The organism is Pseudomonas medicaginis (assembly GCF_965119365.1).
Taxonomy (GTDB): domain Bacteria; phylum Pseudomonadota; class Gammaproteobacteria; order Pseudomonadales; family Pseudomonadaceae; genus Aquipseudomonas.
The window spans coordinates 3,117,541-3,138,450 of sequence record NZ_OZ221631.1 but is presented as its reverse complement, the minus strand read 5'-3'; the positions used below and the strand labels follow the sequence as shown (position 1 = coordinate 3,138,450).

21 protein-coding genes and 1 pseudogene are annotated in these 20,910 nt (G+C 59.6%); 7 read left to right on the top strand and 15 right to left on the bottom strand.

Going from position 1 to position 20,910, the window contains the following annotated elements; genetic code table 11:
• Positions 1-38: 38 nt before the first annotated feature.
• The 3 genes from catA to ACMTA2_RS13995 are packed head-to-tail and all read right to left on the bottom strand — an operon-like array spanning position 39 to position 2,440.
• A complete protein-coding gene (catA, locus tag ACMTA2_RS14005; protein ID WP_413795286.1) occupies positions 39-968 on the bottom strand; it encodes a catechol 1,2-dioxygenase in 930 nt (309 codons plus the stop codon).
• 41 nt (positions 969-1,009) lie between these two features.
• Complete coding sequence (catC, locus tag ACMTA2_RS14000) at positions 1,010-1,300, bottom strand: muconolactone Delta-isomerase (protein ID WP_413795285.1); 291 nt, start codon at positions 1,298-1,300, stop codon at positions 1,010-1,012.
• A 12-nt stretch (positions 1,301-1,312) separates the two neighbouring features.
• Positions 1,313-2,440, bottom strand: a complete 1,128-nt coding sequence (locus ACMTA2_RS13995; protein WP_413795284.1) for a muconate cycloisomerase family protein — start codon at positions 2,438-2,440, stop codon at positions 1,313-1,315.
• A 114-nt stretch (positions 2,441-2,554) separates the two neighbouring features.
• Between ACMTA2_RS13995 and ACMTA2_RS13990 the strand changes: the two genes are divergently transcribed.
• On the top strand, positions 2,555-3,430 hold the full coding sequence (locus ACMTA2_RS13990) for a LysR family transcriptional regulator (protein ID WP_413795283.1): 876 nt from the start codon (positions 2,555-2,557) through the stop codon (positions 3,428-3,430).
• Between the two features lie 253 nt (positions 3,431-3,683).
• On the opposite strand, the gene ACMTA2_RS13985 is transcribed toward ACMTA2_RS13990, so the two are convergent.
• Together ACMTA2_RS13985 and ACMTA2_RS13980 are read right to left on the bottom strand one after the other, a co-directional pair.
• Complete coding sequence (locus ACMTA2_RS13985) at positions 3,684-5,174, bottom strand: aldehyde dehydrogenase family protein (protein ID WP_413795282.1); 1,491 nt, start codon at positions 5,172-5,174, stop codon at positions 3,684-3,686.
• A 47-nt stretch (positions 5,175-5,221) separates the two neighbouring features.
• Entirely contained in the window at positions 5,222-5,611 is a 390-nt protein-coding gene (locus ACMTA2_RS13980) for a c-type cytochrome (RefSeq protein ID WP_413795281.1), read from the bottom strand.
• Between the two features lie 277 nt (positions 5,612-5,888).
• Between ACMTA2_RS13980 and ACMTA2_RS13975 the strand changes: the two genes are divergently transcribed.
• The 4 genes and pseudogenes from ACMTA2_RS13975 (at position 5,889) to ACMTA2_RS13960 (ending at position 9,792) form a co-directional block, all read left to right on the top strand.
• Positions 5,889-7,211: an alginate export family protein gene (locus ACMTA2_RS13975; RefSeq protein WP_413795280.1), complete on the top strand. Its 1,323-nt coding sequence runs from the start codon at positions 5,889-5,891 to the stop codon at positions 7,209-7,211.
• Between the two features lie 53 nt (positions 7,212-7,264).
• Positions 7,265-8,536, top strand: a pseudogene (locus ACMTA2_RS13970) (methyl-accepting chemotaxis protein); the annotation flags it as partial.
• A 90-nt stretch (positions 8,537-8,626) separates the two neighbouring features.
• On the top strand, positions 8,627-9,391 hold the full coding sequence (locus ACMTA2_RS13965) for a methyl-accepting chemotaxis protein (protein ID WP_413795651.1): 765 nt from the start codon (positions 8,627-8,629) through the stop codon (positions 9,389-9,391).
• Between the two features lie 245 nt (positions 9,392-9,636).
• Complete coding sequence (locus ACMTA2_RS13960) at positions 9,637-9,792, top strand: hypothetical protein (RefSeq protein WP_413795279.1); 156 nt, start codon at positions 9,637-9,639, stop codon at positions 9,790-9,792.
• A 44-nt stretch (positions 9,793-9,836) separates the two neighbouring features.
• On the opposite strand, the gene hpaC is transcribed toward ACMTA2_RS13960, so the two are convergent.
• Entirely contained in the window at positions 9,837-10,349 is a 513-nt protein-coding gene (gene hpaC / locus ACMTA2_RS13955) for a 4-hydroxyphenylacetate 3-monooxygenase, reductase component (RefSeq protein WP_413795278.1), read from the bottom strand.
• A 258-nt stretch (positions 10,350-10,607) separates the two neighbouring features.
• On the opposite strand from hpaC, the gene ACMTA2_RS13950 reads away from it, so the two are divergent.
• The gene (locus tag ACMTA2_RS13950) at positions 10,608-11,237 is read left to right on the top strand and encodes a response regulator transcription factor (protein WP_413795277.1); all 630 of its coding nucleotides are present in this window, start codon (positions 10,608-10,610) and stop codon (positions 11,235-11,237) included.
• A 52-nt stretch (positions 11,238-11,289) separates the two neighbouring features.
• On the opposite strand, the gene feaR is transcribed toward ACMTA2_RS13950, so the two are convergent.
• From feaR to ACMTA2_RS13905, 9 genes are all read right to left on the bottom strand, one after another.
• Positions 11,290-12,210, bottom strand: a complete 921-nt coding sequence (gene feaR, locus ACMTA2_RS13945; RefSeq protein WP_413795276.1) for a transcriptional regulator FeaR — start codon at positions 12,208-12,210, stop codon at positions 11,290-11,292.
• Positions 12,211-12,361: 151 nt separating this feature from the next.
• Positions 12,362-13,312 (bottom strand): PDR/VanB family oxidoreductase, encoded by a 951-nt coding sequence (locus tag ACMTA2_RS13940; protein ID WP_413795650.1) that lies wholly within the window; start codon positions 13,310-13,312, stop codon positions 12,362-12,364.
• 88 nt (positions 13,313-13,400) lie between these two features.
• The gene (locus ACMTA2_RS13935; protein WP_413795275.1) at positions 13,401-14,141 is read right to left on the bottom strand and encodes an SDR family NAD(P)-dependent oxidoreductase; all 741 of its coding nucleotides are present in this window, start codon (positions 14,139-14,141) and stop codon (positions 13,401-13,403) included.
• An 11-nt stretch (positions 14,142-14,152) separates the two neighbouring features.
• The gene (locus tag ACMTA2_RS13930) at positions 14,153-14,653 is read right to left on the bottom strand and encodes an aromatic-ring-hydroxylating dioxygenase subunit beta (RefSeq protein WP_413795274.1); all 501 of its coding nucleotides are present in this window, start codon (positions 14,651-14,653) and stop codon (positions 14,153-14,155) included.
• Positions 14,650-15,933 carry an aromatic ring-hydroxylating oxygenase subunit alpha gene (locus tag ACMTA2_RS13925; RefSeq protein ID WP_413795273.1) on the bottom strand — a complete coding sequence of 428 codons (1,284 nt, stop codon included), beginning with the start codon at positions 15,931-15,933 and terminating at the stop codon, positions 14,650-14,652. The genes ACMTA2_RS13930 and ACMTA2_RS13925 overlap by 4 nt, the downstream gene beginning before the upstream one ends.
• Positions 15,934-15,956: 23 nt before the next feature.
• Positions 15,957-17,105, bottom strand: a complete 1,149-nt coding sequence (locus ACMTA2_RS13920) for an amidase (RefSeq protein WP_413795272.1) — start codon at positions 17,103-17,105, stop codon at positions 15,957-15,959.
• Positions 17,102-17,572: a nuclear transport factor 2 family protein gene (locus ACMTA2_RS13915; protein WP_413795271.1), complete on the bottom strand. Its 471-nt coding sequence runs from the start codon at positions 17,570-17,572 to the stop codon at positions 17,102-17,104. The genes ACMTA2_RS13920 and ACMTA2_RS13915 overlap by 4 nt, the downstream gene beginning before the upstream one ends.
• Before the next feature lie 3 nt (positions 17,573-17,575).
• A complete protein-coding gene (locus tag ACMTA2_RS13910) occupies positions 17,576-17,947 on the bottom strand; it encodes a hypothetical protein (RefSeq protein ID WP_413795270.1) in 372 nt (123 codons plus the stop codon).
• Positions 17,948-17,977: 30 nt separating this feature from the next.
• Positions 17,978-19,141, bottom strand: coding sequence for an acyl-CoA dehydrogenase family protein (locus ACMTA2_RS13905; protein ID WP_413795269.1), 1,164 nt, complete (start codon positions 19,139-19,141; stop codon positions 17,978-17,980).
• Between the two features lie 240 nt (positions 19,142-19,381).
• Between ACMTA2_RS13905 and ACMTA2_RS13900 the strand changes: the two genes are divergently transcribed.
• Positions 19,382-20,860 (top strand): ATP-binding protein, encoded by a 1,479-nt coding sequence (locus ACMTA2_RS13900; protein WP_413795268.1) that lies wholly within the window; start codon positions 19,382-19,384, stop codon positions 20,858-20,860.
• Positions 20,861-20,910 lie beyond the last annotated feature (50 nt).

Below are 20,910 nucleotides of genomic sequence, written 5' to 3'. Positions count from 1 at the left end.
ATTGTGAGCAAGCCCGTGCACCCATTTGTTTATCGCGTTCAATCCTGGAGTGCGCGAACGCGCTGCATGCGTTGCTGCTCTACCGGCGCAGCGGCCACCTGCAGTTCAAAGTCAAAATCAATCTGCGCAAACCGCCCCTCGACACCAAACTCCCGCGCCAGTTGCTGATCGTCACTGAAGCGGATCTGCGCAATCAACTCATCGCGCGTCGCATAGGCAAAGTCGTCGTGCAGATAGGGGTCGCCCGACAGATTGATTTGCGTAGTCAGGTGCCGATAACCCGGTGCCGAGATGAAGAAATGAATATGCGCCGGCCGTTGCCCGTGGCGCCCCAATTGGTTAAGCAACTGCTGGGTCGGACCAGTCGGCGGGCAGCCATATCCCGACGGTACAATGCTGCGAAACCGGTAGTTGCCCCGGACATCGGTCTCGATGCGCCGACGCAGGTTGAACTCCGATTGCGTTTGATCGAACCAGGAATAGGTACCGGCGGTATTGGCCTGCCACACGTCGACGATCGCCCCCGCAACAGGTTTACCATCGGTATCGCGTACCTGGCCGCGCATGAACAGCGGTACCGCAGGGTCCAAGCCATCATCCAGGCGTGCTTCGTACTTGGACAACGGCGCACCGGCCACGTACAACGGACCTTCGATGGTGCGCGGCGTGCCACCGGTCTTGCCCGCTTCTTCGTCGGCGGCGTCCATCAGCATATCCAGGTAATGCTCAAGGCCCAGGCCGGCGACGAGCAAACCAGCCTCCTGGTTCTTGCCCAACTCGTTCAGGTAGTTGACTGCCTTCCAGAACTCTTCCGGAGTGACGTCCAGGTCTTCGATAATGTTCACGGTGTCACGCAAGATCCGGTAGATCAACGCCTTGGTGCGCGGGTTACCGCCGTCGTTGAGATTGCCGCTGACTTCTTCGAGAAAATGCTGGGCGTGGGCAGTCTGGGAAATTCGAACGGGCATGGTGTACTCCTCATCTTGTCGTTATTAGGTAGAAAGCAGGCTTAGCTGTCGTCCCCATGGATCGACGACGGATGCCGGCACAGGGCGTTCACTTCGATGGCCATGTAGGGAAAAAGCGGCAGTTGCATCAGTAAGTCATGTAGATCCTGAGCGCTATCGACATCGAACACGCTGTAGTTGGAATAGTGCCCGGCGATGCGCCACAGGTGGCGCCATTTGCCCTCTTGCTGCAACCGTTGCGCCAAGGCTTTTTCTTCGGCCTTGAGGCTGGCGGCACGTTCGGGGTTCATGTCGAAGGGCAGGTTCACGGTCATTTTTACGTGAAACAACATGGCAGGCGCCTCTTAGTGTTTGTCGCGACGAAAGAACGCCAGGCGCTCTTCATCAATAGCCAGGCCCAGGCCCGGAGCGGTGGAGACATGCAACTGGAAATCGCGATACACCAGCGGCTCGCTGAGAATGTCTTCGGTGAGCAACAGCGGGCCGAACAGTTCGGTATCCCAGGACAGCTTGTTCAGGGTGAGGAACGCATGGGCGGAGGCCAGGGTGCCGATGCCGCCTTCAAGCATGGTGCCGCCGTACAAAGCGATGCCGGCTGCTTCGGCGATCGCCGCCGTGCGCAATACCGCTCGCGGGCCGCCGTTCTTGGCAATCTTAAGAGCAAACACCGACGCGGCACCTTCACGCGCCAGGTTGAAAGCATCCTCGACACATTCGATGGATTCATCCGCCATGATCGGCGCCGGGCTCGACAGGTTCAGCCGCGCCATGCCATCACGGTTGTTGCGCGAGATCGGTTGCTCGATCAGGTCGATACCGTTGTCACCCAGTACCTTGCACGCTCGCAGCGCCACGGCCTCATCCCAGGCCTGATTGACGTCAACGCGGACACTGGCGCGCTCACCCAACGCCTTTTTGATCGCGATCACATGGGTCAGGTCGCGGCTGACGTCACCGGCACCGATCTTCAACTTGAAGATGCGGTGACGGCGCAGGTCGAGCATCTTCTGGGCTTCGGCGATGTCTTGCTCGGTGTTGCCGCTGGCCAGGGTCCAGGCCACCGGCAAGGCGTCACGCACACGGCCGCCGAGCAGTTCGCTCACAGGAAGATTCAGGCGTTTGCCCAGCGCATCAAGCAAAGCGCTTTCGACACCGGACTTGGCAAAGGTATTGCCGCGGATACTGCGCTCCAGACGCAACATAGCGGCGTTGATATTGCTGGCGTCCTGGCCGACCAACAGCGGCGCAAAGTGGTGGTCGATGTTGATCTTGATGCTGTCGGGGCTTTCGTTACCGTAGCTCAGGCCGCCGATGGTGGTGGACTCGCCGATGCCTTCTATACCGTCGGCGCAGCGTACGCGGATGATCACCAGCGTCTGGTTTTGCATGGTGTGCATCGCCAGTTTGTGCGGGCGAATGGTGGGAAGGTCGACGATAATCGTCTCGATCGACTCGATGGCGCAAATCGGCATGGTAATACCCGTTGAGTTCTTTATGGGTTTTAGCTGATTCTGCGCCCCACATTTCCAAGCTTCCAATATAGAATTAGTCTTGATAAATACTCTAAAGGTATGGATGGAGCCATCATGGAACTGCGTCATCTGCGTTATTTCCAGGTGTTGGGCGAAACCCTCAACTTCACCCGCGCCGCCGAACGCCTGCACATCGCCCAGCCGCCGTTGAGCCGGCAGATCCAGCAATTGGAAGAGGAACTGGGGGTGATACTGCTGGAACGTGGCCGGCCGCTGCGCCTGACCGAAGCCGGGCGGTTTTTCTATGAGCACGCCAATGTGTTGCTCGAACAACTGAGCAAGGTCTGCGACAGCACGCGACGCATTGGCCAGGGCGAAAAAACCTGGTTGGGCATCGGCTTCGCCCCATCGACCTTGTATGGCGTGCTGCCGGAACTGATACGACGGCTGCGAACCCATGAGGCGCTGGAACTGGAATTGGGCCTGTCGGAGATGACCACCTTGCAGCAGGTCCAGGCGCTGAAGGCCGGGCGCATCGACGTGGGCTTCGGTCGCATTCGCATCGACGACCCGGCGATCGTCCAGCGCGTACTGGTGGAGGATCGGCTGGTGGCTGTGCTGCCCGCCACTCACCCGTTGCTCGCTGCGCCCGCCACCCTCGCCCAACTCGCCGCCGAGCCGTTTGTGCTGTACCCCGGCAACCCACGCCCCAGTTATGCCGACCATGTGATCGCGTTGTTCGACGCCCACGGTTTGAGCATCAAGGTGGCGCAGTGGACCAACGAGTTGCAGACCGCCATCGGCCTCGTCGGCGCTGGAATGGGCGTGACGCTGGTGCCGGCCTCCGTACAAGTGTTGCATCGCGCGGACATCGGCTACACGCCAGTTGTGGAAGCCACTGCGACCTCGCCGATTATTCTCAGCCGAAGGGTAAATGATAAGTCGCCGGGGCTCAGTCATTGTTTGCAGTTGGTGGAGGAATTGATCTGAACTCTTGTAGCCGACAAAACAGTTGCGCCAGACGATTCCACACCGGCCCTATCACGCAACTCAAAACGGGCCCACGGGGAACCCGCCGGCCAGCACGCTGAGCGAGCTGGCCGCCGATACACCGCAGAAGCAGCCGCCGAGCATGGCCATTGCATTGCGACAACGGCTTACGTCTACCCTGGTCGATTCCTCAGGTATCCAGCACGAGTTTTCGTTGCCGGGGCCGTAAATGTCACTTCCAAGGCCGGCCAAATCAGTGTGCGATGCACACCGATTTCAGTTCGGTGTAAGCCTCAATGACTGCGCGACCGAACTCACGACCCATACCGGATTGTTTAACACCACCAAATGGCATTGCAGGGTCGAGCAGTACGTGAGCGTTGACCCAAACGGTGCCCGCTTCGATACGCGGCACCAGATTCATGGCCTTGCTCAGGTCGTTGGTCCACAGGCTGGCGGCAAGGCCGTAGCGATTGTCGTTGGCCAGGGCAATCACCGCATCTTCATCGTCAAAGGGCATCACGCCCAGCACCGGACCAAACACTTCTTCCCTGGCCACCGCCATGCTGTGGTCGATATCGGCCAGAATCGTCGGCTGCACATAAAAACCACCACCTTCCAGCAACTCGCCGCCCGAGACCACGCGCGCACCTTCCCGGCGAGCCAGCTCGATGTGCTTGAGCACGCTTTGTTGTTGCTTGCGCGACACCAGGGGGTTGATCGCTGCGTCGCAGTTCATACCCGCACCGACCGGCATGGCCGATACCGCCGCCGCGAGACCTTCGACAAACTTGTCGTAGATCGAACGATGCACATAGAAGCGCGAGGCCGCTGCGCAGACCTGGCCGTTGTTCAGCAGGCCACCCAGGATCGCGCCCTGGATGGCTTTTTCGATATTGGCATCTTCAAGAATGATCATCGGGTTTTTGCCACCCAACTCCAGGGCAAAACGCGTCATGTTTTCCATGCACGCAACGCCGACACTTTTGCCCACAGCGGTGGAGCCGGTGAAAGACACTTTGCTTACCAGCGGGTGCGCCGTCAGCGCGCCGCCTACAGAGGCGCCACCACCGGTCACAACGTTGAATACGCCCGCAGGAATGCCCGCCTCAATGGCCAATTCAGCCAGACGCATGGCGGTCAACGGGGTTTCCATCGCAGGTTTGATGATCACCGTACAACCGGTGGCCAGCGCCGGCATCAGCTTCCAGGCAGCGATCAGCAGCGGAAAATTCCACGGCACAATCCCGACCACTACCCCCACCGGTTCACGCTTGGTGAAGGCGGTGAACTTCGCACCTGGTGGCAGCGGGATTGACACATCAAAGGTTTGCCCTTCGATCTTGGTGGCCCAACCGGACATGTAACGCATGAACTCCACGGTGGCATTCAGATCAAGCGCACGCGCCATGTTGATCGACTTGCCTTGGCTCAGGGTTTCCAACTGGGCCAACTCTTCAGCATGTTCCTCAACCAGGCGGGTGAAGTTCAGCAGAATGCGTTCGCGGTCCGCCGGGCGCAAACCGGACCAGACGCCGGACTTGAAGGCGGCATGGGACGACTGCACCGCGCGCTCGACCACTTCCAGCGGCGCATCCAGCGTTTCGCAGAGGGTTTGCCCGGTAGCAGGGTTGACCACGGCAATGCTTTGCCCTTCAGCGAACACCCACTGACCGTCGATGAAACAGCCATGACGGCGGTCGAGGAATGCAGCCACCTGCGGCAGAATTTCAACGTTGCTCATAATTCACCTTTCGTTCAGACGAGTTGTTCAGCCATAAAACCGGCTGATTACTGTTGTTCTTTAAGGAAACACACGACCGCCTGGCGATCGTCTGCAGAAGCCAGCCCCATGTAGGGCATGTAGGTCCCCGGCACAAAGGCCTGGGGTTGAGCGATGAGTTGCGCGATGTTTTCGGCTTGCCAATCGATGTCTTTGTTGCGCATGGCCTGGGAGTAGTTGAAGCCTTCCAGCGAACCGGATTTACGCCCGACCACACCCGCCAGGTTAGGTCCCATCATCCCCGCCACCCCCTTGCTCACCGAATGACAAACGCCGCACTCATTGGCGAAGACCTGGGCGCCATGGCCCTGATCGGGTGTGCACTCGGCCGCCAGCGCGGTGTGCGTCAGGGTGAATGAGAGCAAACCCATGAGGGGCAATCGCAGGGAGGTAAACATAAGAAAACGACCTTGGAATCCGCGCGCTCGTCAAACGAGCGCCAACACTGAAAGTACCGATACAGCGTCGCATCGGTGGGTTGGTACGGATTGTCGATGGTCGTCGGCACGCAGGTTTTGTCCTGCGTGCCAGTCGTGTTGGTGGGGCTGCCAAACGGGCCAATCTGGCAAGCACAGCCAACTCTTTGGCAACCACACAAAAGGGCGGAAAAGTTCCGGGCCGTAGTATCGAAAAAGACCGCAAACCTGCGCTCAAGAACAAGAACGGATGCCACATATGCTCAAGTCCCCCTTGCTTCGTCTCTCGACTCTCGCGCTGATGATCAGTGCCAGCCAGGCTGGCGCCTACGAACTCTATGCCGATGATGACAGTCACCTGAACGCTACCCTGGAAGCGGTATTCGGTATTTTCCACAGCCAGGAAAACTACGCGCTGTCCGGCCGCCTCAACCAAGGTTCGTCGTCGTGGCGCGAGGGCTACATCAAATATGGCCTGAGCTTCGACAAAGGCCTCGCCGGTGTAGGCACCGCGTATGGCGCGGCGAACCTGCTCAGTTCCGGCACCTGGGGCGACGGCGATGCCGCGGGCTTCAGCGACGGTTCGGAACGCACCACCAAGTTCGAAGACGCCTACCTCGGCTGGCGCTCGGGCAAGCTCTTTGACGTGCTCGGTGAGGACGGCGTGGACCTGTCCTTCGGCCGCCAGAACATTGTGGTCGGTGACGGGTTCCTGATTAATGGCGACGCGCTCAACTTGGGCAAAGGCCTGGCCGACGGCGAATTCAACCGTGGAGGCGCCTACTGGCTGGCCGCGCGCAAAGCGTTCGACGAGACCGCCGTGTTGCGTCTGGGTGGCAAGGAAGGCTGGCGTGGCGACCTGATGTGGTTGAAATCAGACAATCGCGCCCAGGCCAAGACCGAAATGTACGTCGGCACGCTTGAACACGTCGCAGAAGCTGGCACGGTCGGTTTGACCTACATCGACAGCACCGATGTCGACGAGCAATTCGCCTCCCCGGCGCAACTTGAGCGCGACGGCATGAAGACCTACAGCCTGCGCGCGACTGGCAACGCCGGGGTGAAAAACCTGTTCCTCTCCGGCGAATACGCCAAGCAGGACAAACCCCACACCCCTACCGAAGATGCCTGGTACCTGGAAGCCGGCTGGACCTTTGCCGACATCGCCTGGACGCCGTATGTCAGCTATCGCTACAGCCGGTTCTCGGAAGGCTACGACACCCTGTTCTATGGTTTCAGCCGCGGTTTCGGCACCTGGTTCCAGGGTGAAGTCGCCGGTAACTACGCAGGCCCGTTCAACACCAACTCGCGCATCCAGAACGTCACACTGAAAGTCTCGCCTCTGGAAAACCTGACGGTGGGCGCGATGTATTTCAACTACGACACCATCGACCGCAGCCTGGGCAATACCGACGGCCATGAAATCGACCTGTATTCCGAATGGCACGTCAACGAGCACCTGACCGTGATGCCGCTGATCGGCCTCTACCAACCGGACAAGAGCGCCGCAGAAGGCGGCACCCAGCTGGGCAGAAACGACAAGAACCTCTACAGCCAAGTGGTGTTTGCCACCACGTTCTAAGCCAGAACGGGGCAGTGGCGCATCCACTGCCCCTATGGAAAAAGGCCTTTCCAATGCACAAACAATTCCTGACGATCCAGAGCAAAATCGCCCTGCTTGCCGGCCTATGCCTACTATTGGTGGTGGGTTTGTTGATGGGCTTGTCGCTCTATCAAACACATCAAAGCAGCCAGCAAGTAGCTCATGCCAGCAGTAAAATGCTAGCCGATGCCGCCAAGGAACATATGCAAGCCCTCGGCAAAGTGCAGGCCATGCAAGTGCAGCGCACCTTCATGCAGACTCACGAGTTCGGCCAGGGGCTGTCGCGCTATTTGCTCTACTTAAGGCAACTGCAACATAAAGGCAGTCTGACCCGCCAACAACTGCGGCAGGAGCTGAGTACACAGCTTCACCAGGCCCTGGTCGACAAGCCCGATTTGCTCGGGCTTTATGTCATTTTCGAGCCCAACGCACTGGACGGCGACGACGCCAGTTTCGTCGACCAGGCCGCCATGGGCAGCAACGAGACCGGTCGTTTTTCCCTCTATTGGGTACAAAGCAAACCCGGCGAACTGCAAGCGGTGATCGGCGACGAAGCGCTGCTCGCCAACACATCTCCCGGCCCCAGCGGCGCCCCGTATAACGCTTTCTACACCTGCGCTCGCGATACCCGTCAGGCTTGCGTGCTGGAACCCTATTTTGATGAAGCGTCCGGCAGCCGCAAACTGGTCACCAGCATTGCTTTTCCGCTGATGGGCAATGACAAAGTCATCGCCGTGGTCGGCCTCGACATCAACCTCGCCGCCCTGCAACAAAACAGCGAAGCCAGCGCGCATCAACTGTTCGATGGCCATGGGCAGATCAGCATCATCAGCCCGCACGGGGTGATTTCGGCCAACAGCCAGGACGCCAGTCGCCTCGGCCAACCGTTGGACAGTGCCGAGGTGTTGGACACGTTGCATCAGGGGCAACCGAAAGTCTTTGTCGATCAGCAGCAAATCAAGGTGCTCGAACCGTTGGCACCAATTACCGGCGCTGCGTCATGGGGTGTACTGGTGGATGTGCCGCAGCAGGTGCTGCTGGCACCGGTTAGCACGCTGCAAAAGGAGCTCGACGCACAAGGCGTGCAAAGCACCGCGCTGGAACTGCTATTGGGTGGCGGCTCCGCCCTGCTCGGCTTGTTGTTGATCTGGTACACGGCGTTTCGCATCACCCGGCCGCTGCAAGTGTTGAGCCGGGTCATGGAAGATATCTCCCTGGGCGAAGGCGACTTGACCCGGCGCCTTGAGGTGCAATCCCGGGATGAGATCGGCCAACTGGCGACCGCCTTCAACCGCTTTGTCGAGCGTATTCATCAGTCGATCCGCGAGGTGTCTTCGGCGGCGATTGGCGTAAATGAAGTGGCCAAGCGCGTGCTGCTGACCTCCAACTCGTCGATGAGCAACTTCGACGAACAATCGACCCGGACCAACAGCGTCGCCGCCGCCATCAACGAGCTGGGTGCCGCCGCGCAGGAAATAGCAAGTAATGCGTCCAATGCTTCACAGCAGGCCTCTGCCGCACGACAACAAGCCGAAGACGGGCGCCAGGTGGTTGAGCGCACGATTCAAGTGATGAACGAACTGTCCGGAAAAATCAGCGCATCGTGCGTCAACATCGAGGTACTGAACGATAAAACAGTGAACATCGGGCAGATCCTGGAAGTGATCAAAGGCATCTCCCAGCAGACCAACCTGCTGGCCCTCAACGCGGCAATCGAGGCGGCGCGGGCAGGCGAAGCGGGCCGAGGCTTTGCGGTGGTCGCCGATGAAGTACGCAGCCTGGCCGGGCGCACCCAAACGTCGGCACTGGAGATTCAGCAGATGATTGAAGAGTTGCAAGTGGGCGCACGCGACTCGGTCACCACCATGACCGAGAGTCAGCAGCACAGCGAGGAAAGCGTCGGCATCGCCAACCTTGCCGGAAAACGGTTGGGCAGCGTGACCCAGCGCATCAGTGAAATCGACAACGTCAATCAGTCCGTCGCGGCTGCGACTGAGGAACAGACCGCGGTGATCGAGGCTTTGAACGTGGACATTACTGAAATCAACACACTGAATCAGCAAGGGGTGGAAAACCTGCATTCTACGTTGCAGGCCTGCACTGAGCTGGAGCGGCAGGCTGATCGGCTTAATCAGTTGGTGGGCAGTTTTCGTATCTGAGATGGGTGTTGCCTGACACACCGCTTTCGCGGGCAGGCTCGCTCCCAGAATGGATCTCCAGCGAACACAAAATTTGTGCTCGACAGAAATCATGTGGGAGCGAGCCTGTTCGCGAAGAACGATAACGCGGTGTCGCTGCTCTCCCCCACTACGCCAAATCTGGCGCCTACACGCAACCAGATGGCATGCGCGCAGACAAGCCACACCGCCCAACGCAGCGCCCGCGATCAGTTTCGGCGGCATCTGTGCAGCAGCGTCTGCAAGTGCTCGCCAGCAAGCAGCGACACCACCTACCTGGGCTGGATCCATACCCGCAAAAAGACACGCAGATCGCGATTGAAATGGCACCGATGCTGATTGATCGGGCCTGTCAGTTGGCTCAGGTGTACCTGCAACAGTAACGGCGCCCCTGCCCCCTCTCCCGCCAGCGTGAGAGGGGACTGCTTCAGCATGACGCGCTGGCATGCTCGATACGGTGAAACAGGCGGTTGAAATACACCAGGCTGTCGCCCTGCTCGCGCACACCGACCTTCTCCAACTCCACGAACATCACCGAGTGCGACCCCACTTCCTTGCATTCGCTGATGCGGCCTTCCAGCCGGACCAGGGCATCCCGCAACACCGGCACATCATCGGCGCCGCCGTCCCACAAGTCCCAGGCAAAACGTTCTGCCATCGATACCTTGGTCATGCCGGCAAAGTGTCGAGCCAGTTCCTCCTGCTCGCCGCACAGGACGTTGACGCACAAGCGGCCATTGGTACGGAACACATCGTGGGTAGCACTACTACGGTTAACGCAAACCAGCACGGTGGGCGGCGAATCCGTCACCGAACACACGGCGCTGGCGGTAATACCACAGCGCCCGCCCGGACCATTGGTGGTGATAATGTTTACTGCGGCAGGCAGCTGCGCCATGGCGTTGCGAAAGTCTATTTGTTGCTGGCTCAGGTCGGCCATATCGTTGCCCCTCCTTCAGGAGGACCGCCCGTATGCGGTCCGTAGGTGATGGAACAAGACTAAGGCCCGGCGTGCCGCTCAACTATCCTGACGATCCCCATGGTGAGGTTGGCTTTCCGCTAGTCGACTAGGTGGTTTCTTTATCGTCAGGGCCAGTCACAGGGGGTATTCTGCTAACGGGCTCGATGACGAGCTGATGTCCGCCGCAGCGTGCGCGCGTGCGAAAACAATAATGAGAAATTTTCGTGGCAGTCCCTGATGGAAATCCGCAAACCGATTGTTTACATCGTTGATGACGACAAAGACCTGCGCACCTCGCTGGCCTGGTTGCTGGAGTCGGTCAGCGTGCAAGCGCAGTGCTTTGCCGGCGCTGAAGAGTTCCTCAACCAATACGACCCCACGCAGCCGGCGTGTCTGGTGCTAGACGTGCGCATGCCGGAAACCAGCGGCTTTCAGTTGCAGGAAATTCTCAACCAGCGCGGCAGCACCTTGCCGACCATCTTCGTGTCCGCCCATGGCGACATTCCAATGTCCGTGACAGCGATGAAGAACGGCGCACTGGATTTCGTTGAGAAGCCCTATAACCCGCAGCAAATGATCGAACGCATCCAGGCCGCGCTGAAGGCTGCCGTGCACGCCCAGGCCGATCAGGAACAACGCCAGCACCTGCAAAGCAAGCTCAAGTTGCTCACCAGCCGCGAACGGGAAGTGTTGATGCTGGTGATCGATGGCAAAGCCAGCAAGGTGATTGCCCGAGAGCTGAACATCAGCGTCAAAACCGTTGATGTGCACCGCACCAAAATCAAGGAAAAGATGGGTGTGACCAGCATCGCCATGCTGGTGCGTGAAGTGCTGCATTTGCCGGCCGATGAACCAACGCGACACTAAGGCACACACGCCTCCTGTAGCGGCTGTCGAGCTTGCGAGGCTACTACGGGGGTCAGTTTTGGCTGTAGCGCTTGCGATACGCGCCAGGCGACACGCCAAAACGTGACTTGAACGCCGACGAGAAGTAACTGGAGTCGGAGAATCCCCAGGCGTAACACAGCGCCGAGAGCTTCTGCTCGACATCCGAGCGGCGCAGGTTTTCCGCGCAGAAATCCAGGCGTCGGTGCTTGATGTATTGCGCCACCACCAGGCCGCGCTTGGAGAACATCCGGTACAGCCCCCGCACCGAAATCCCCACCTCTCGGGCAATCAACTCAGGACACAGTTCTTCGGCGCTGATGTGTTGGTCAATGTAGGCGATGATTTTGCGAAACTGCCGCTCGTGGGTATCGCCGCCACTGTCACGGGGGCTGATCCCCGGCAAGAGCAGGCTGACCAGAGCGTCGAGTACGGCTTCGCTTTCCTGCATGTCCAAACCTACCTGCTGCCGAGTGTCCAGCACCAGCTTATTGGCCATAGCAGCCAGTGGCGTGTGGGCCGCGATACGCGTGGCGCAGTTGACAGCATTGAAGTGCGAACCACGCTCCACCACCTGACGCGGCAGGATCAGTGACAACTGTCGGGAATCATCGTTGTAGGTCATGTCGCTCGGGCGGCAGGCATCGATCAGGGCGATGTCGCCAGTGCCCAACTGAGCGCGGTTGTCACCCTGCTCCAATTGCGAACTGCCGCGCATTTGAAACACCGCGTAGTAGTGGCCGTCACTGCTGACACTGACGTCTTTGCTGGTGCGATACAGATGAACGTGCGCCATGTCGACGACACTGAGGTTGATGGCGCCGCTGCGGTACTCAGCCAGCTCACCGTAAAAATCCGAATCCAGCGCTCGGGCATCGAAACGCCCACAGGCTTGGTTGACCTGACTCAACCAATTTTCGAACGCCTCATTGCGAACCGCCGAAGAAGTCATCATCACTGCAAAGCCTCTCGCGTGTTTTATTGTTATTTCGACCGCTTCGTCGAGCGGTTCGGCAAATGTTTCGTACTGGGTCGTCACCTCCTTCGACGGCCGCCGTCCCCCCATTCAACAGGCTCCAGCGTGAGCTTGCCAGCGTTCTCTCTCGTTAAATGTCCAATACCAGACGAGCGGAAAGCGCTCGCGAAACGCAGGCGCAAATCTGCTTGTTGGCCGCCTTCTCTTTGTTCGACAAACAGTTGTCGCGGTGCTCCGGTACACCTTCCAGTACCTCCACTATGCAGGTACCGCAGATGCCTTCGCGACATTCGGTGTCAATATCACAGCCGTGGGCCTGCAGCACATCGATCAGGCTGGTATTGGCCGGTACCTGGAGGACCACGCCAGAGCTGGCCAGCTCCACTTCGAAACCGCCACTAGGGCCGGCATTGGCGACCGAGTCGGCTGCAAAGTGTTCGAGGTGTATCGCATCGTCAGATCGACTGCGCGCGGCCACTTCCACCACTTTATTCATGAACGGTGCCGGACCGCAGGTGTACACATGCGCTGCACTGCCCGCCTGGTGCAGGCATTCACTCAACGCTACATCCAGATCACACGGCTCGATGCCGTAGTGAAACTGCACATAACCGTCAAAGGTGCTCGCCAGAAGGTCAGCAAACGCTGCGTAAGCCGGCGAACGGGCGAAATAATGCAGGCGCCACGGCTGGGCATTTTCCGTCAGCCGATAAGCCATGCTCAACAGCGGCGTAACACCGATACCGGCCGCGAACAACACGTGCTCGGTCGCCGACGGGTCGAGATGGAACAGGCTGCGCGGCGAGCCCATTTCCAGCTCCATACCCTCTTCCACCTGCTCGTGCAACGCCAACGAGCCACCGCGCGATTGCGCTTCTTTCTTCACCGCCACCAAATACGCACGGCGATCCTGAGGTGGACCGCACAGTGAATACTGGCGAGTCACCCCGGTCGGCCCGGTCAGGTCGACATGCGCCCCCGGCTCATAGGTGTCGAGCGGCTGGCCGTCACTGCGCACAAGGCGAAAGGAACGGATATCCAGCGCTTCGTCGACGATCCTTTCGATTTTCACCTTCATTATTGCATCACCTGAATACGGTTGTTTTTGTAATGGGGCTTGTGGCGAGGGGATAAATCGCCTCACCACAGTGATCTTCAACAGGCCGGTTTCAGCGCATGAACAAGCCGCCGTTGATGTCCCAGCATGCACCCGTAACCGACGCCGCGTGGTCAGCGATCAGCAGCAACACACTGTCGGCGATGTATTCAGGGTCTCCCAGAGTGCTGACAGGGATGATTTTCAGAATCTGTTCCAGGCGCTCCGGAGCCACGGTTTCGCGCACCACGGGCAAGTCCAGCGGACCCGGCGAAATGCTGTTGACGGTAACACCTTGCGGGGCCAGTTCCCGGGCGAACACTTTGGTCAGCGTTGCAACGCCGCCCTTGGCCGCGGCGTAATGCGCGCCGGTGGCGGTGCCGCCGTTTTGTCCCGCTAGGGAGGCGATGTTGACGATGCGACCAAAACCGCGCTCGGCAAAGTGCGCACCGAACACCTGGCACGCAAGGAAGGTGCCGCGCAGGTTGATCGCCATCGACTCATCGAACTCTTGCGCAGTGATGTCCATCAGTGCCGCGACTTTCGACACGCCGGCGTTATTCACCAGAATGTCGGTGCCGCCCCAACGCCCGGCGAGCAGATCGCGGGCCCGCTCAAAATCGGCTTTGTTGCGCACATCCAGTTCAATTGCGACGGCACTCGAACCGCTGCCATCAAGCTCAAGAGCAAGACTTTGCACACCGTCGATACGCACATCCGCCAGACCCACGCGATAACCCACTGCATGCAGTCGACGAGCGATACACTCGCCTAAGCCACGTGAAGCGCCGGTCACAAGGGCGACTCGGTTCATGGTATTGGCCCTCATAACAGGAAGCCGAGCGCGCTCAGGCTGTCGGTGGAGTTGATCAATCGCACGACCTTGCGCTCCAGCTTCGCGACACCGTCGTTGAAGCGGATGCGGTGGTTCAGATCCGCCACGAACGGCGTGTGTAGGCCGCGCTTGTAGGCATACAGTAGCTGCGCGCTATTGACTTCAACCAGGTCGCCCGCCGCTTCCACCAAACGGAACCGCGAGACACTGCGAACGGTTTTCGCCGCATCTACCGCCGAAGGTGAATAGCCGGCGGTCAGGCGTTCGATGCGCAAGTCACGCATGCGCGCATCGTCGTAGGCGTAGTTGAGGGTGGCTTCAAAGTCTTCGGTATCCGGGTCGATTGGCACGATGTACCGGCCGCTCTCGCTCCACAACGAAGCCCACTCGGCGTAGTGCTTGTGGTCGAGCAGTTCGGCTTCGCGCCAGATGAATTCGATGGCCAGGGCCAACGGGCCGGAAAAACCGTTCAAGCTGTCGTGATTGCTCATTGGCTCATCATCCTTTTCCACATGTCATAGGCACCGCGCATGCCGCCCTCGTCGGTGGCATGGGAAACCTTGTCGCCGTTCTCAGCGGTGATTTCTCGATTGAGGCCACGGTTGACCAGGATTGGCGCGTCGACGCCGGCGTACGAACCGCGCTGCACTCGGTCCCAGGCCTCGGCATCGTCTGGGCTGCCGAAACCGAACGGTCCCTGGAAATGCTCGTGGATGCGCATCCGTTCGCGGTTGGCAATGTCCGGGCCGCCCTCCATGCCGAGCGCGACATGGCGGATCTCGGTTTCGGTCACCGAGACCGGACGCAGCACGCGGAAAAACGACATCGACATGGCGACGTTCGGGAACAAATTCAGATTGAAACCGGCGCCGTGCAGCGAACGCACGATGCGGCGCACCTGCGCAGGCTCCATGGTTTTCGAAAGTTCTTCAGTCACATGGGCGAAGCGTTCTTGCAACCGTTCGGTACCGTCGTCGTGATCAAGGTCAACGTGCTCCGGCACCATCACCATTACGCTGTGGCCATTGCCAAGAGAGTGCGTCACGGCTAGCTCGTCGGTCATGAACGAGAGCATTTCCGAGGTTTCTTCATCCACCGACGACATGAACGACTTGTGCACGATCGGGAAGTGGTAACCGTCGGTGGTGTTTTCCAGCTGGATCTTCCAGTTGCCCTTGAAGCTGAATTTGTGTTCACCCTGAGTCTTGATCGGGTAGCCAGCACCCTGCTTCATGAACAGGTCCATCCAGTGTCTGGCGCCGCCGAGGAAATCCACCAACGGTTCGATCTCATCGTTGTAACTGGCAAACACCATGCCGGCATAGCTTTCGACCCGCAGGCTGGTGAGCGGCAGTTCGGACTTTTCCAGAATGCCTTCGTAGCCGTCCGGATAAGGCAGTGCACGCAGCTTGCCGTCCAGGCCATACGACCAGCTGTGATACGGACAGGTGAAACCGGTGGTGTTGCCTTTGTGTTTTTCACACACGGTGGCGCCACGGTGCCGGCAACGGTTTTCCAGCACATTGATGTGGCCCTTCTTGTCGCGTACGACAATCACCGGGCGACGGCCGATTGTGGTGGTTTTGAAGTCGCCGGCGTTGCGCACTTCACTTTCGTGAGCCACCCACACCCAGGTGCGGTAGAAAATCTTTTCCAACTCGGCTTCGAACAGCGCCGGGTCGTTGTACAGCGAGACGTCAACGCGGTCGTGTCTGACCAGTTCGTCCGGGCTCTTCGACGTTGCGATCAGCCGGTATTCATGAGTGCTCATGCGGTTCTCCTCATGGCTTTTTCTTATGCTTTCGTTTGAGAGGCAGGCCGTTCACCGGCCATGCTCTGTTGCAGTTGCGCACCGAAGGCGCAGACCAGTTCGTCCTGACCCTTACGACCAACAATCTGCAGGCCGACTTTCAGCCCGCCACAATCCAGTTCCACCGGCACCGTCAGCGCTGGATGGCCGCTCAGGTTGAAAGGCCGTACCAGCGGTGTCATGCCGGCCACGGCTTTGCTCGCGCTGCGGGCTTCGTTCAGCGTTGGCGGCAAACTCGGCATCGTCGGCAACAGCAGCACGGCAAACTCTTCCAACGCGGCATCCACTTGCTGGCTGAAGCGCATGCGGACTTTTTCGGCTTGCGCCAGGTCAGCGGCGCTGGTGTGGCTGGCGGCCAACAGGCGCTGCTCCACATCCGCACCGATCAGGCCTTTGCCGGTGAGGTGGCCAAACGCGGCCCAGTTTTCGACGTTAATGACGGTGAGGCCGGCGGCGAATGCAGCCTCGAATTCGTTCAGGTGCAGGTTGCTGCGACGCCAGCCTGCATGGTCGGCGGCAGCGCCAAGGCACGCGTGCACGTGCGGATCGCAGTCGACTTCAAGGAAACCCACCGATGCGTTGCTCGATGGTACCCCCTGAACACGAAAGCCAGGGCAAATCACTTGCATCGCAGTGATCAAATCCGCCATATCTGCGGCAAACGGCCCCACGCAATCGAGGCTGGACACCGCTGGATGCGCCCCCACACGACTGACTCGCCCGTAAGTCGGTTTCAACCCGGCAATGCCGCAGCACGCCGCCGGCACCCGCACAGAGCCACCGGTGTCTGTGCCGATGGCTATATCCGCCAGGCCCGCCGCAACGGCGGCTGCCGAACCGCTGGAGGAACCACCCGGCACCCGATCAGGCGCCTGCGGGTTGATCGGCGTGCCGGTCCAGTCGTTAATGCCGGTAACACCAAAGGCCAGCTCATGCAGGTTGGTTTTGCCGACGATCTGCCAACCGGCGTCGAGTATCGCGTCCACCACCTCGGCGTTGCGTGTTGCTGGCGCGGCATCGGCAAATGCGCGACTGCCCGAACGAGTTGGATGCCCGGCAATGTCGATCGAGTCTTTGATCGCGACCCGTTTGCCGCTGCCGCCCAGTAGGAACTCGCTGATAAAGGTACTCATGCACCCAACCCCGTGTTGAACAAGCGTTGTGTACGGAAATGCGCGATCAACCAGACACCGTCGACCAGGCGAAAATCGATGTTCAGCCGCGTGCCGAACAATTCGCTGCGCCGGTCGGCGTAGGTGGAAATCTGCTGCATGATCCACTGCCCTTGCGCCGTGCTGCCGGCGACCACGATCGACTCGCTGGTGAGGTAATGCAGGTTCAGGCGAAAGTGTTCCGAGGGCGGTAAATAACCACCGACGAACGCCGCCACCGCATCCCGTCCACAGTGCTGACCAAAGGTCTGCGCGGTCTGGCTGCCAACGCCCTCCCAGATCGCATCGATACAGAACAAATCAGCCAACTCGTTGATATGAGTGGCCTTCCTCGGCACATCGCAAAGGTCCATGTAGCGCGCCATCAAACGGCGCACCTGGCTCTCCCCTTCGAGCGTCTCGAGACGCTGCAGCAAGGCCTCATTCATGACTTAAACCTTGGCTGCGTCAGGGATGGTCAGCGCACGGCCGATGCGCGCTTCGACCTTGGCATAGCGCCACAGGCTGTATTCGTTCACTGGCGTGGTGCGGAACAGGTTGCAGGCATCGATTACCGATTGATGGCAGTCAACGTCGGCCATGATGTAGACGGTCCATGGCGAGGTCGTGGATGGGCCGACCATTAAGCGGTCATCGTCCATCGCTCCGAGTACGGTGATGCCCGGCATGGCGCCGAGTGAGCTCATCATTTGACTGAAGCCTTTCCACACGCTCAGGCCTTCACCGGTCGGAAGGTCGAAAAAGTTCTGGGTGATGCCGATGCAAAAGACGACGCGCAGGGGTTCTTGGGTAGCTTGCGACATGGGATTGATCCTTGAAAAAGTGATAACGATTCAGATGTAGCCCGGGAATGGCGGCACGCCGAGGAACACCGAACCGGCGCCGTCGTACAGGCCTTCACTGAGGAAGGCGTGCTGCGTGACCACCATCGAGTCACGCAGGTAACGCTGCAGCGGATGGCGTAAATAAATCGCGGAGGTCCCGGCCAGGCTGTAAGCGCTCTGCACCACGCCCGCACCCGCCTGGGAAACGTGAATGGCGGACAGGCGCAACAGGCTGGTTTGCTCAGGGGTGATAGGGTTGCCGGCGAGGATCGAATGCCACACCTGCTCGGTCGCGTTGTAGAAGAAGCCGCGTGCGGCGGCGAGTTGCGCTTCGGCCCTGGCAATCTCGATGCGCACATAGGCACGGTCGGCCATCTTCGGCGCGCCGGTGATGCCACCGCCGCCGGCCATGCGGCTGACTTCGTCGAGCGCGGCACGGGCCAGACCGAGGTTGACCACCGCCAGCACTTGCGCGGCGTAGGCGATCGACGGGTAGCGGAACAGCGGTTCATCGACGGTTGAGGCACCACCTCGAATGAAGGTCCAGCGCTCATCGATGCGTTTGTCGGTGACACGCAGGTCATGGCTGCCGGTGCCTTTGAGACCGACCACATCCCAGTTTTCGATGATCTCGACCTGGCTTGCCGGGAATACCGCTGTGCGCGGCTTGCCGCCGGCAGCGCCGATACCGACACCTAGCAAATCAGCGCCTTTGCAGCCGCTGGCAAATTTCCAGGTGCCGTTAACCTGCCAGCCGCCCTCTACTGCTTCGGCGGGCTGCAACGGGAACAAGCCAGCGGCGAACACCAGATCAGGGCTTTGCGCGTAAATCTCGGCCAGGGTTTCTCTCGGCAAAGCTGCAAGATAGACGCCGGCGCTACCGAAACTGGCCACCCAGCCTGCTGAGCCGTCAGCTTCGGAGATGCGTTCAATTATTTGTAGAAATTGTGCCGGTGGCAGGGCATCACCGCCGTAGCATTTCGGCGTCGCCGCACGGTAGATCCCCACCTGTTTGAAGCGCTCGAGCATGTCCCGTGGCACGTGGGTGCCGGTGTCGAATTCGTTCCGACGCTGGCGTACCTCATCGAGTACCTGCTGAAATTCCCGACTCTCGACGATACTATCGACAACGCTTGGCAGAGCGTCTTTTTCCGCGACAGCTGAACGCAGCATGGCTTCTCTCCGTTTATTTGTTATTAGCCGGAGCCTGCCTGGAGGCGTGGCTACCGTTGATGGGCTCAGTGTAAAAACCGCATCCGCTTGCCACTATTGGGGCGTGCAGCCCCTCGGCTAAAGAAATCCCCTAGCCCTCCCCCGGTTACTTCTGAGCGCATCCCCACTCGCAAGCCGGTATAAAAAGCCATACTTCTACTTTCACCCGTAGTGGAACTCTCTGCCTCCAAGGGTCGCGCGATGTACCTGCCAAAACCGAACGACTTTTACACCCTCACCGAAGCCATGCCGTTGTGCATCATTCTTCACGACGCACAGAGCAAGGAGATTCTCTGGGCTAACGCCGCCGCCTTGAAGGCGCTCGGCTTTACCCTGGAAGAACTGACTCCGCTGAAAGCCCCGGACATGACCCGCGACGCGCCGAAGTACCGCCGCTCGGTAGGTTTGCGTTGGCTGGAGGGTGCCGCGCGCACCGGCCAGCGCGCTATCGAGTGGTGTTATCGCTCCAAACAAGGGGTGGAAATTCTGTCCGAAGCGGTCGCGACCCTGGTGCATCTGGATGGCCGCGATGTGCTGATGGTGCAGTTCCGCGACATCTCCAAGGAAGACAAGGTCAAGCGCGACCTCAAGCGCTTTGAAAGCCGGCTCAAGGCGTTTATGCAGGACCTTGCCGAGGGCGTTGCGGTGCTCGGCCCACAAGGTGATATCCGCTTTATCAGCGACTCCGGCGCGCACTTGCTCCATAGCGAAGAGCACGCGTTGATCGGCGAAAACTTCCTTGCCTGGTGCGACGAGCCTTCGCGCCTGCGCCTGCTGCAACAGCTGGCCAGCGAACAACCGGAGCACGCGCCCTTCAGCGTGCACTACCACGTGCAGCGGCATGACGGTGAGTGGCGCTGGCATGACGCGACGTGCCGCTTTATCGAGATTGAAGACGACCTGATCGGCCATCTGCTGCTGTTCCGCGACGTCACCGAGCAAGTCCGCGCCGAAGAAGCACGGCGCGTCAGCGAGCAAAAGCTCGAATACCTGGCGCGCTACAACGCGATGGGCGAAATGGCCGTGGCCATCGCTCATGAACTGAGTCAGCCACTGGCCGCCACCCGTAACTTCATCGAAGGCGCAGTGATTCGCCTGGGCAACGTTGAAACGACTGAACAAGTCGCCTGGGGTTTGCAAAACGCCGTGCGACAAATCGAGCATGCCTCGCTGATCATCAAAAGCGTACGCGATTACGTGGTCAAGCTGGAGCGGTCCGAAGAACTGATCGACCTCAATGAGCTGTTGCGCGAAACCCGTTACTTCATAAGCCTGCGCGCCGACCCAAGCTTGATCAAAGTCCAGATTGTCACCAGCCCCGAGCCACTGCTGGTCAGTTGCGAGAAAGTGTTGATCGGCCAAGTCATCCTCAATCTGGCCTTCAACGCAATTGAAGAGATGAGCGATCTACCCGCCGAACGACGCCTGCTGCGCATTCATGCCAGCACCGACAAGGATGTTGCGTTGGTGAGCATTGAGGACTGCGGTCGCGGCATCCAAGCCGAGGCGCAAGAGAAGCTTTTCGACGGCTTCTTCTCTTCCAAGGTCAGTGGTAACGGCATCGGCCTGGCCCTGTGTAAAAACATCATCGGCCGTCACCGTGGTGATATCTGGGCGCAAAACCTCGAGCCCTGCGGCGCCGTTTTTACCTTCTCGCTCCCCCTCGCACTCCCCGCCTGACGCCGTAATCGCGGTGTGTGTAGCCAGTTTCATCAGACTGGCACAGACAC

Coding starts and splice junctions, on each gene's coding strand:
- ACMTA2_RS13935 (WP_413795275.1), bottom strand. CDS start 14,141: ATGAACCGAGTCGCCCTTGTGACCGGCGCTTCACGTGGCTTAGGCGAG.
- ACMTA2_RS13900 (WP_413795268.1), top strand. CDS start 19,382: ATGTACCTGCCAAAACCGAACGACTTTTACACCCTCACCGAAGCCATG.
- ACMTA2_RS13965 (WP_413795651.1), top strand. CDS start 8,627: ATGAGCAACTTCGACGAACAATCGACCCGGACCAACAGCGTCGCCGCC.
- ACMTA2_RS13990 (WP_413795283.1), top strand. CDS start 2,555: ATGGAACTGCGTCATCTGCGTTATTTCCAGGTGTTGGGCGAAACCCTC.
- ACMTA2_RS13930 (WP_413795274.1), bottom strand. CDS start 14,653: ATGAGCAATCACGACAGCTTGAACGGTTTTTCCGGCCCGTTGGCCCTG.
- ACMTA2_RS13915 (WP_413795271.1), bottom strand. CDS start 17,572: ATGAATGAGGCCTTGCTGCAGCGTCTCGAGACGCTCGAAGGGGAGAGC.
- catA (WP_413795286.1), bottom strand. CDS start 968: ATGCCCGTTCGAATTTCCCAGACTGCCCACGCCCAGCATTTTCTCGAA.
- ACMTA2_RS13920 (WP_413795272.1), bottom strand. CDS start 17,105: ATGAGTACCTTTATCAGCGAGTTCCTACTGGGCGGCAGCGGCAAACGG.
- ACMTA2_RS13905 (WP_413795269.1), bottom strand. CDS start 19,141: ATGCTGCGTTCAGCTGTCGCGGAAAAAGACGCTCTGCCAAGCGTTGTC.
- ACMTA2_RS13995 (WP_413795284.1), bottom strand. CDS start 2,440: ATGCCGATTTGCGCCATCGAGTCGATCGAGACGATTATCGTCGACCTT.
- ACMTA2_RS13975 (WP_413795280.1), top strand. CDS start 5,889: ATGCTCAAGTCCCCCTTGCTTCGTCTCTCGACTCTCGCGCTGATGATC.
- ACMTA2_RS13910 (WP_413795270.1), bottom strand. CDS start 17,947: ATGTCGCAAGCTACCCAAGAACCCCTGCGCGTCGTCTTTTGCATCGGC.
- ACMTA2_RS13985 (WP_413795282.1), bottom strand. CDS start 5,174: ATGAGCAACGTTGAAATTCTGCCGCAGGTGGCTGCATTCCTCGACCGC.
- catC (WP_413795285.1), bottom strand. CDS start 1,300: ATGTTGTTTCACGTAAAAATGACCGTGAACCTGCCCTTCGACATGAAC.
- feaR (WP_413795276.1), bottom strand. CDS start 12,210: ATGATGACTTCTTCGGCGGTTCGCAATGAGGCGTTCGAAAATTGGTTG.
- ACMTA2_RS13925 (WP_413795273.1), bottom strand. CDS start 15,933: ATGAGCACTCATGAATACCGGCTGATCGCAACGTCGAAGAGCCCGGAC.
- hpaC (WP_413795278.1), bottom strand. CDS start 10,349: ATGGCCGACCTGAGCCAGCAACAAATAGACTTTCGCAACGCCATGGCG.
- ACMTA2_RS13950 (WP_413795277.1), top strand. CDS start 10,608: ATGGAAATCCGCAAACCGATTGTTTACATCGTTGATGACGACAAAGAC.
- ACMTA2_RS13980 (WP_413795281.1), bottom strand. CDS start 5,611: ATGTTTACCTCCCTGCGATTGCCCCTCATGGGTTTGCTCTCATTCACC.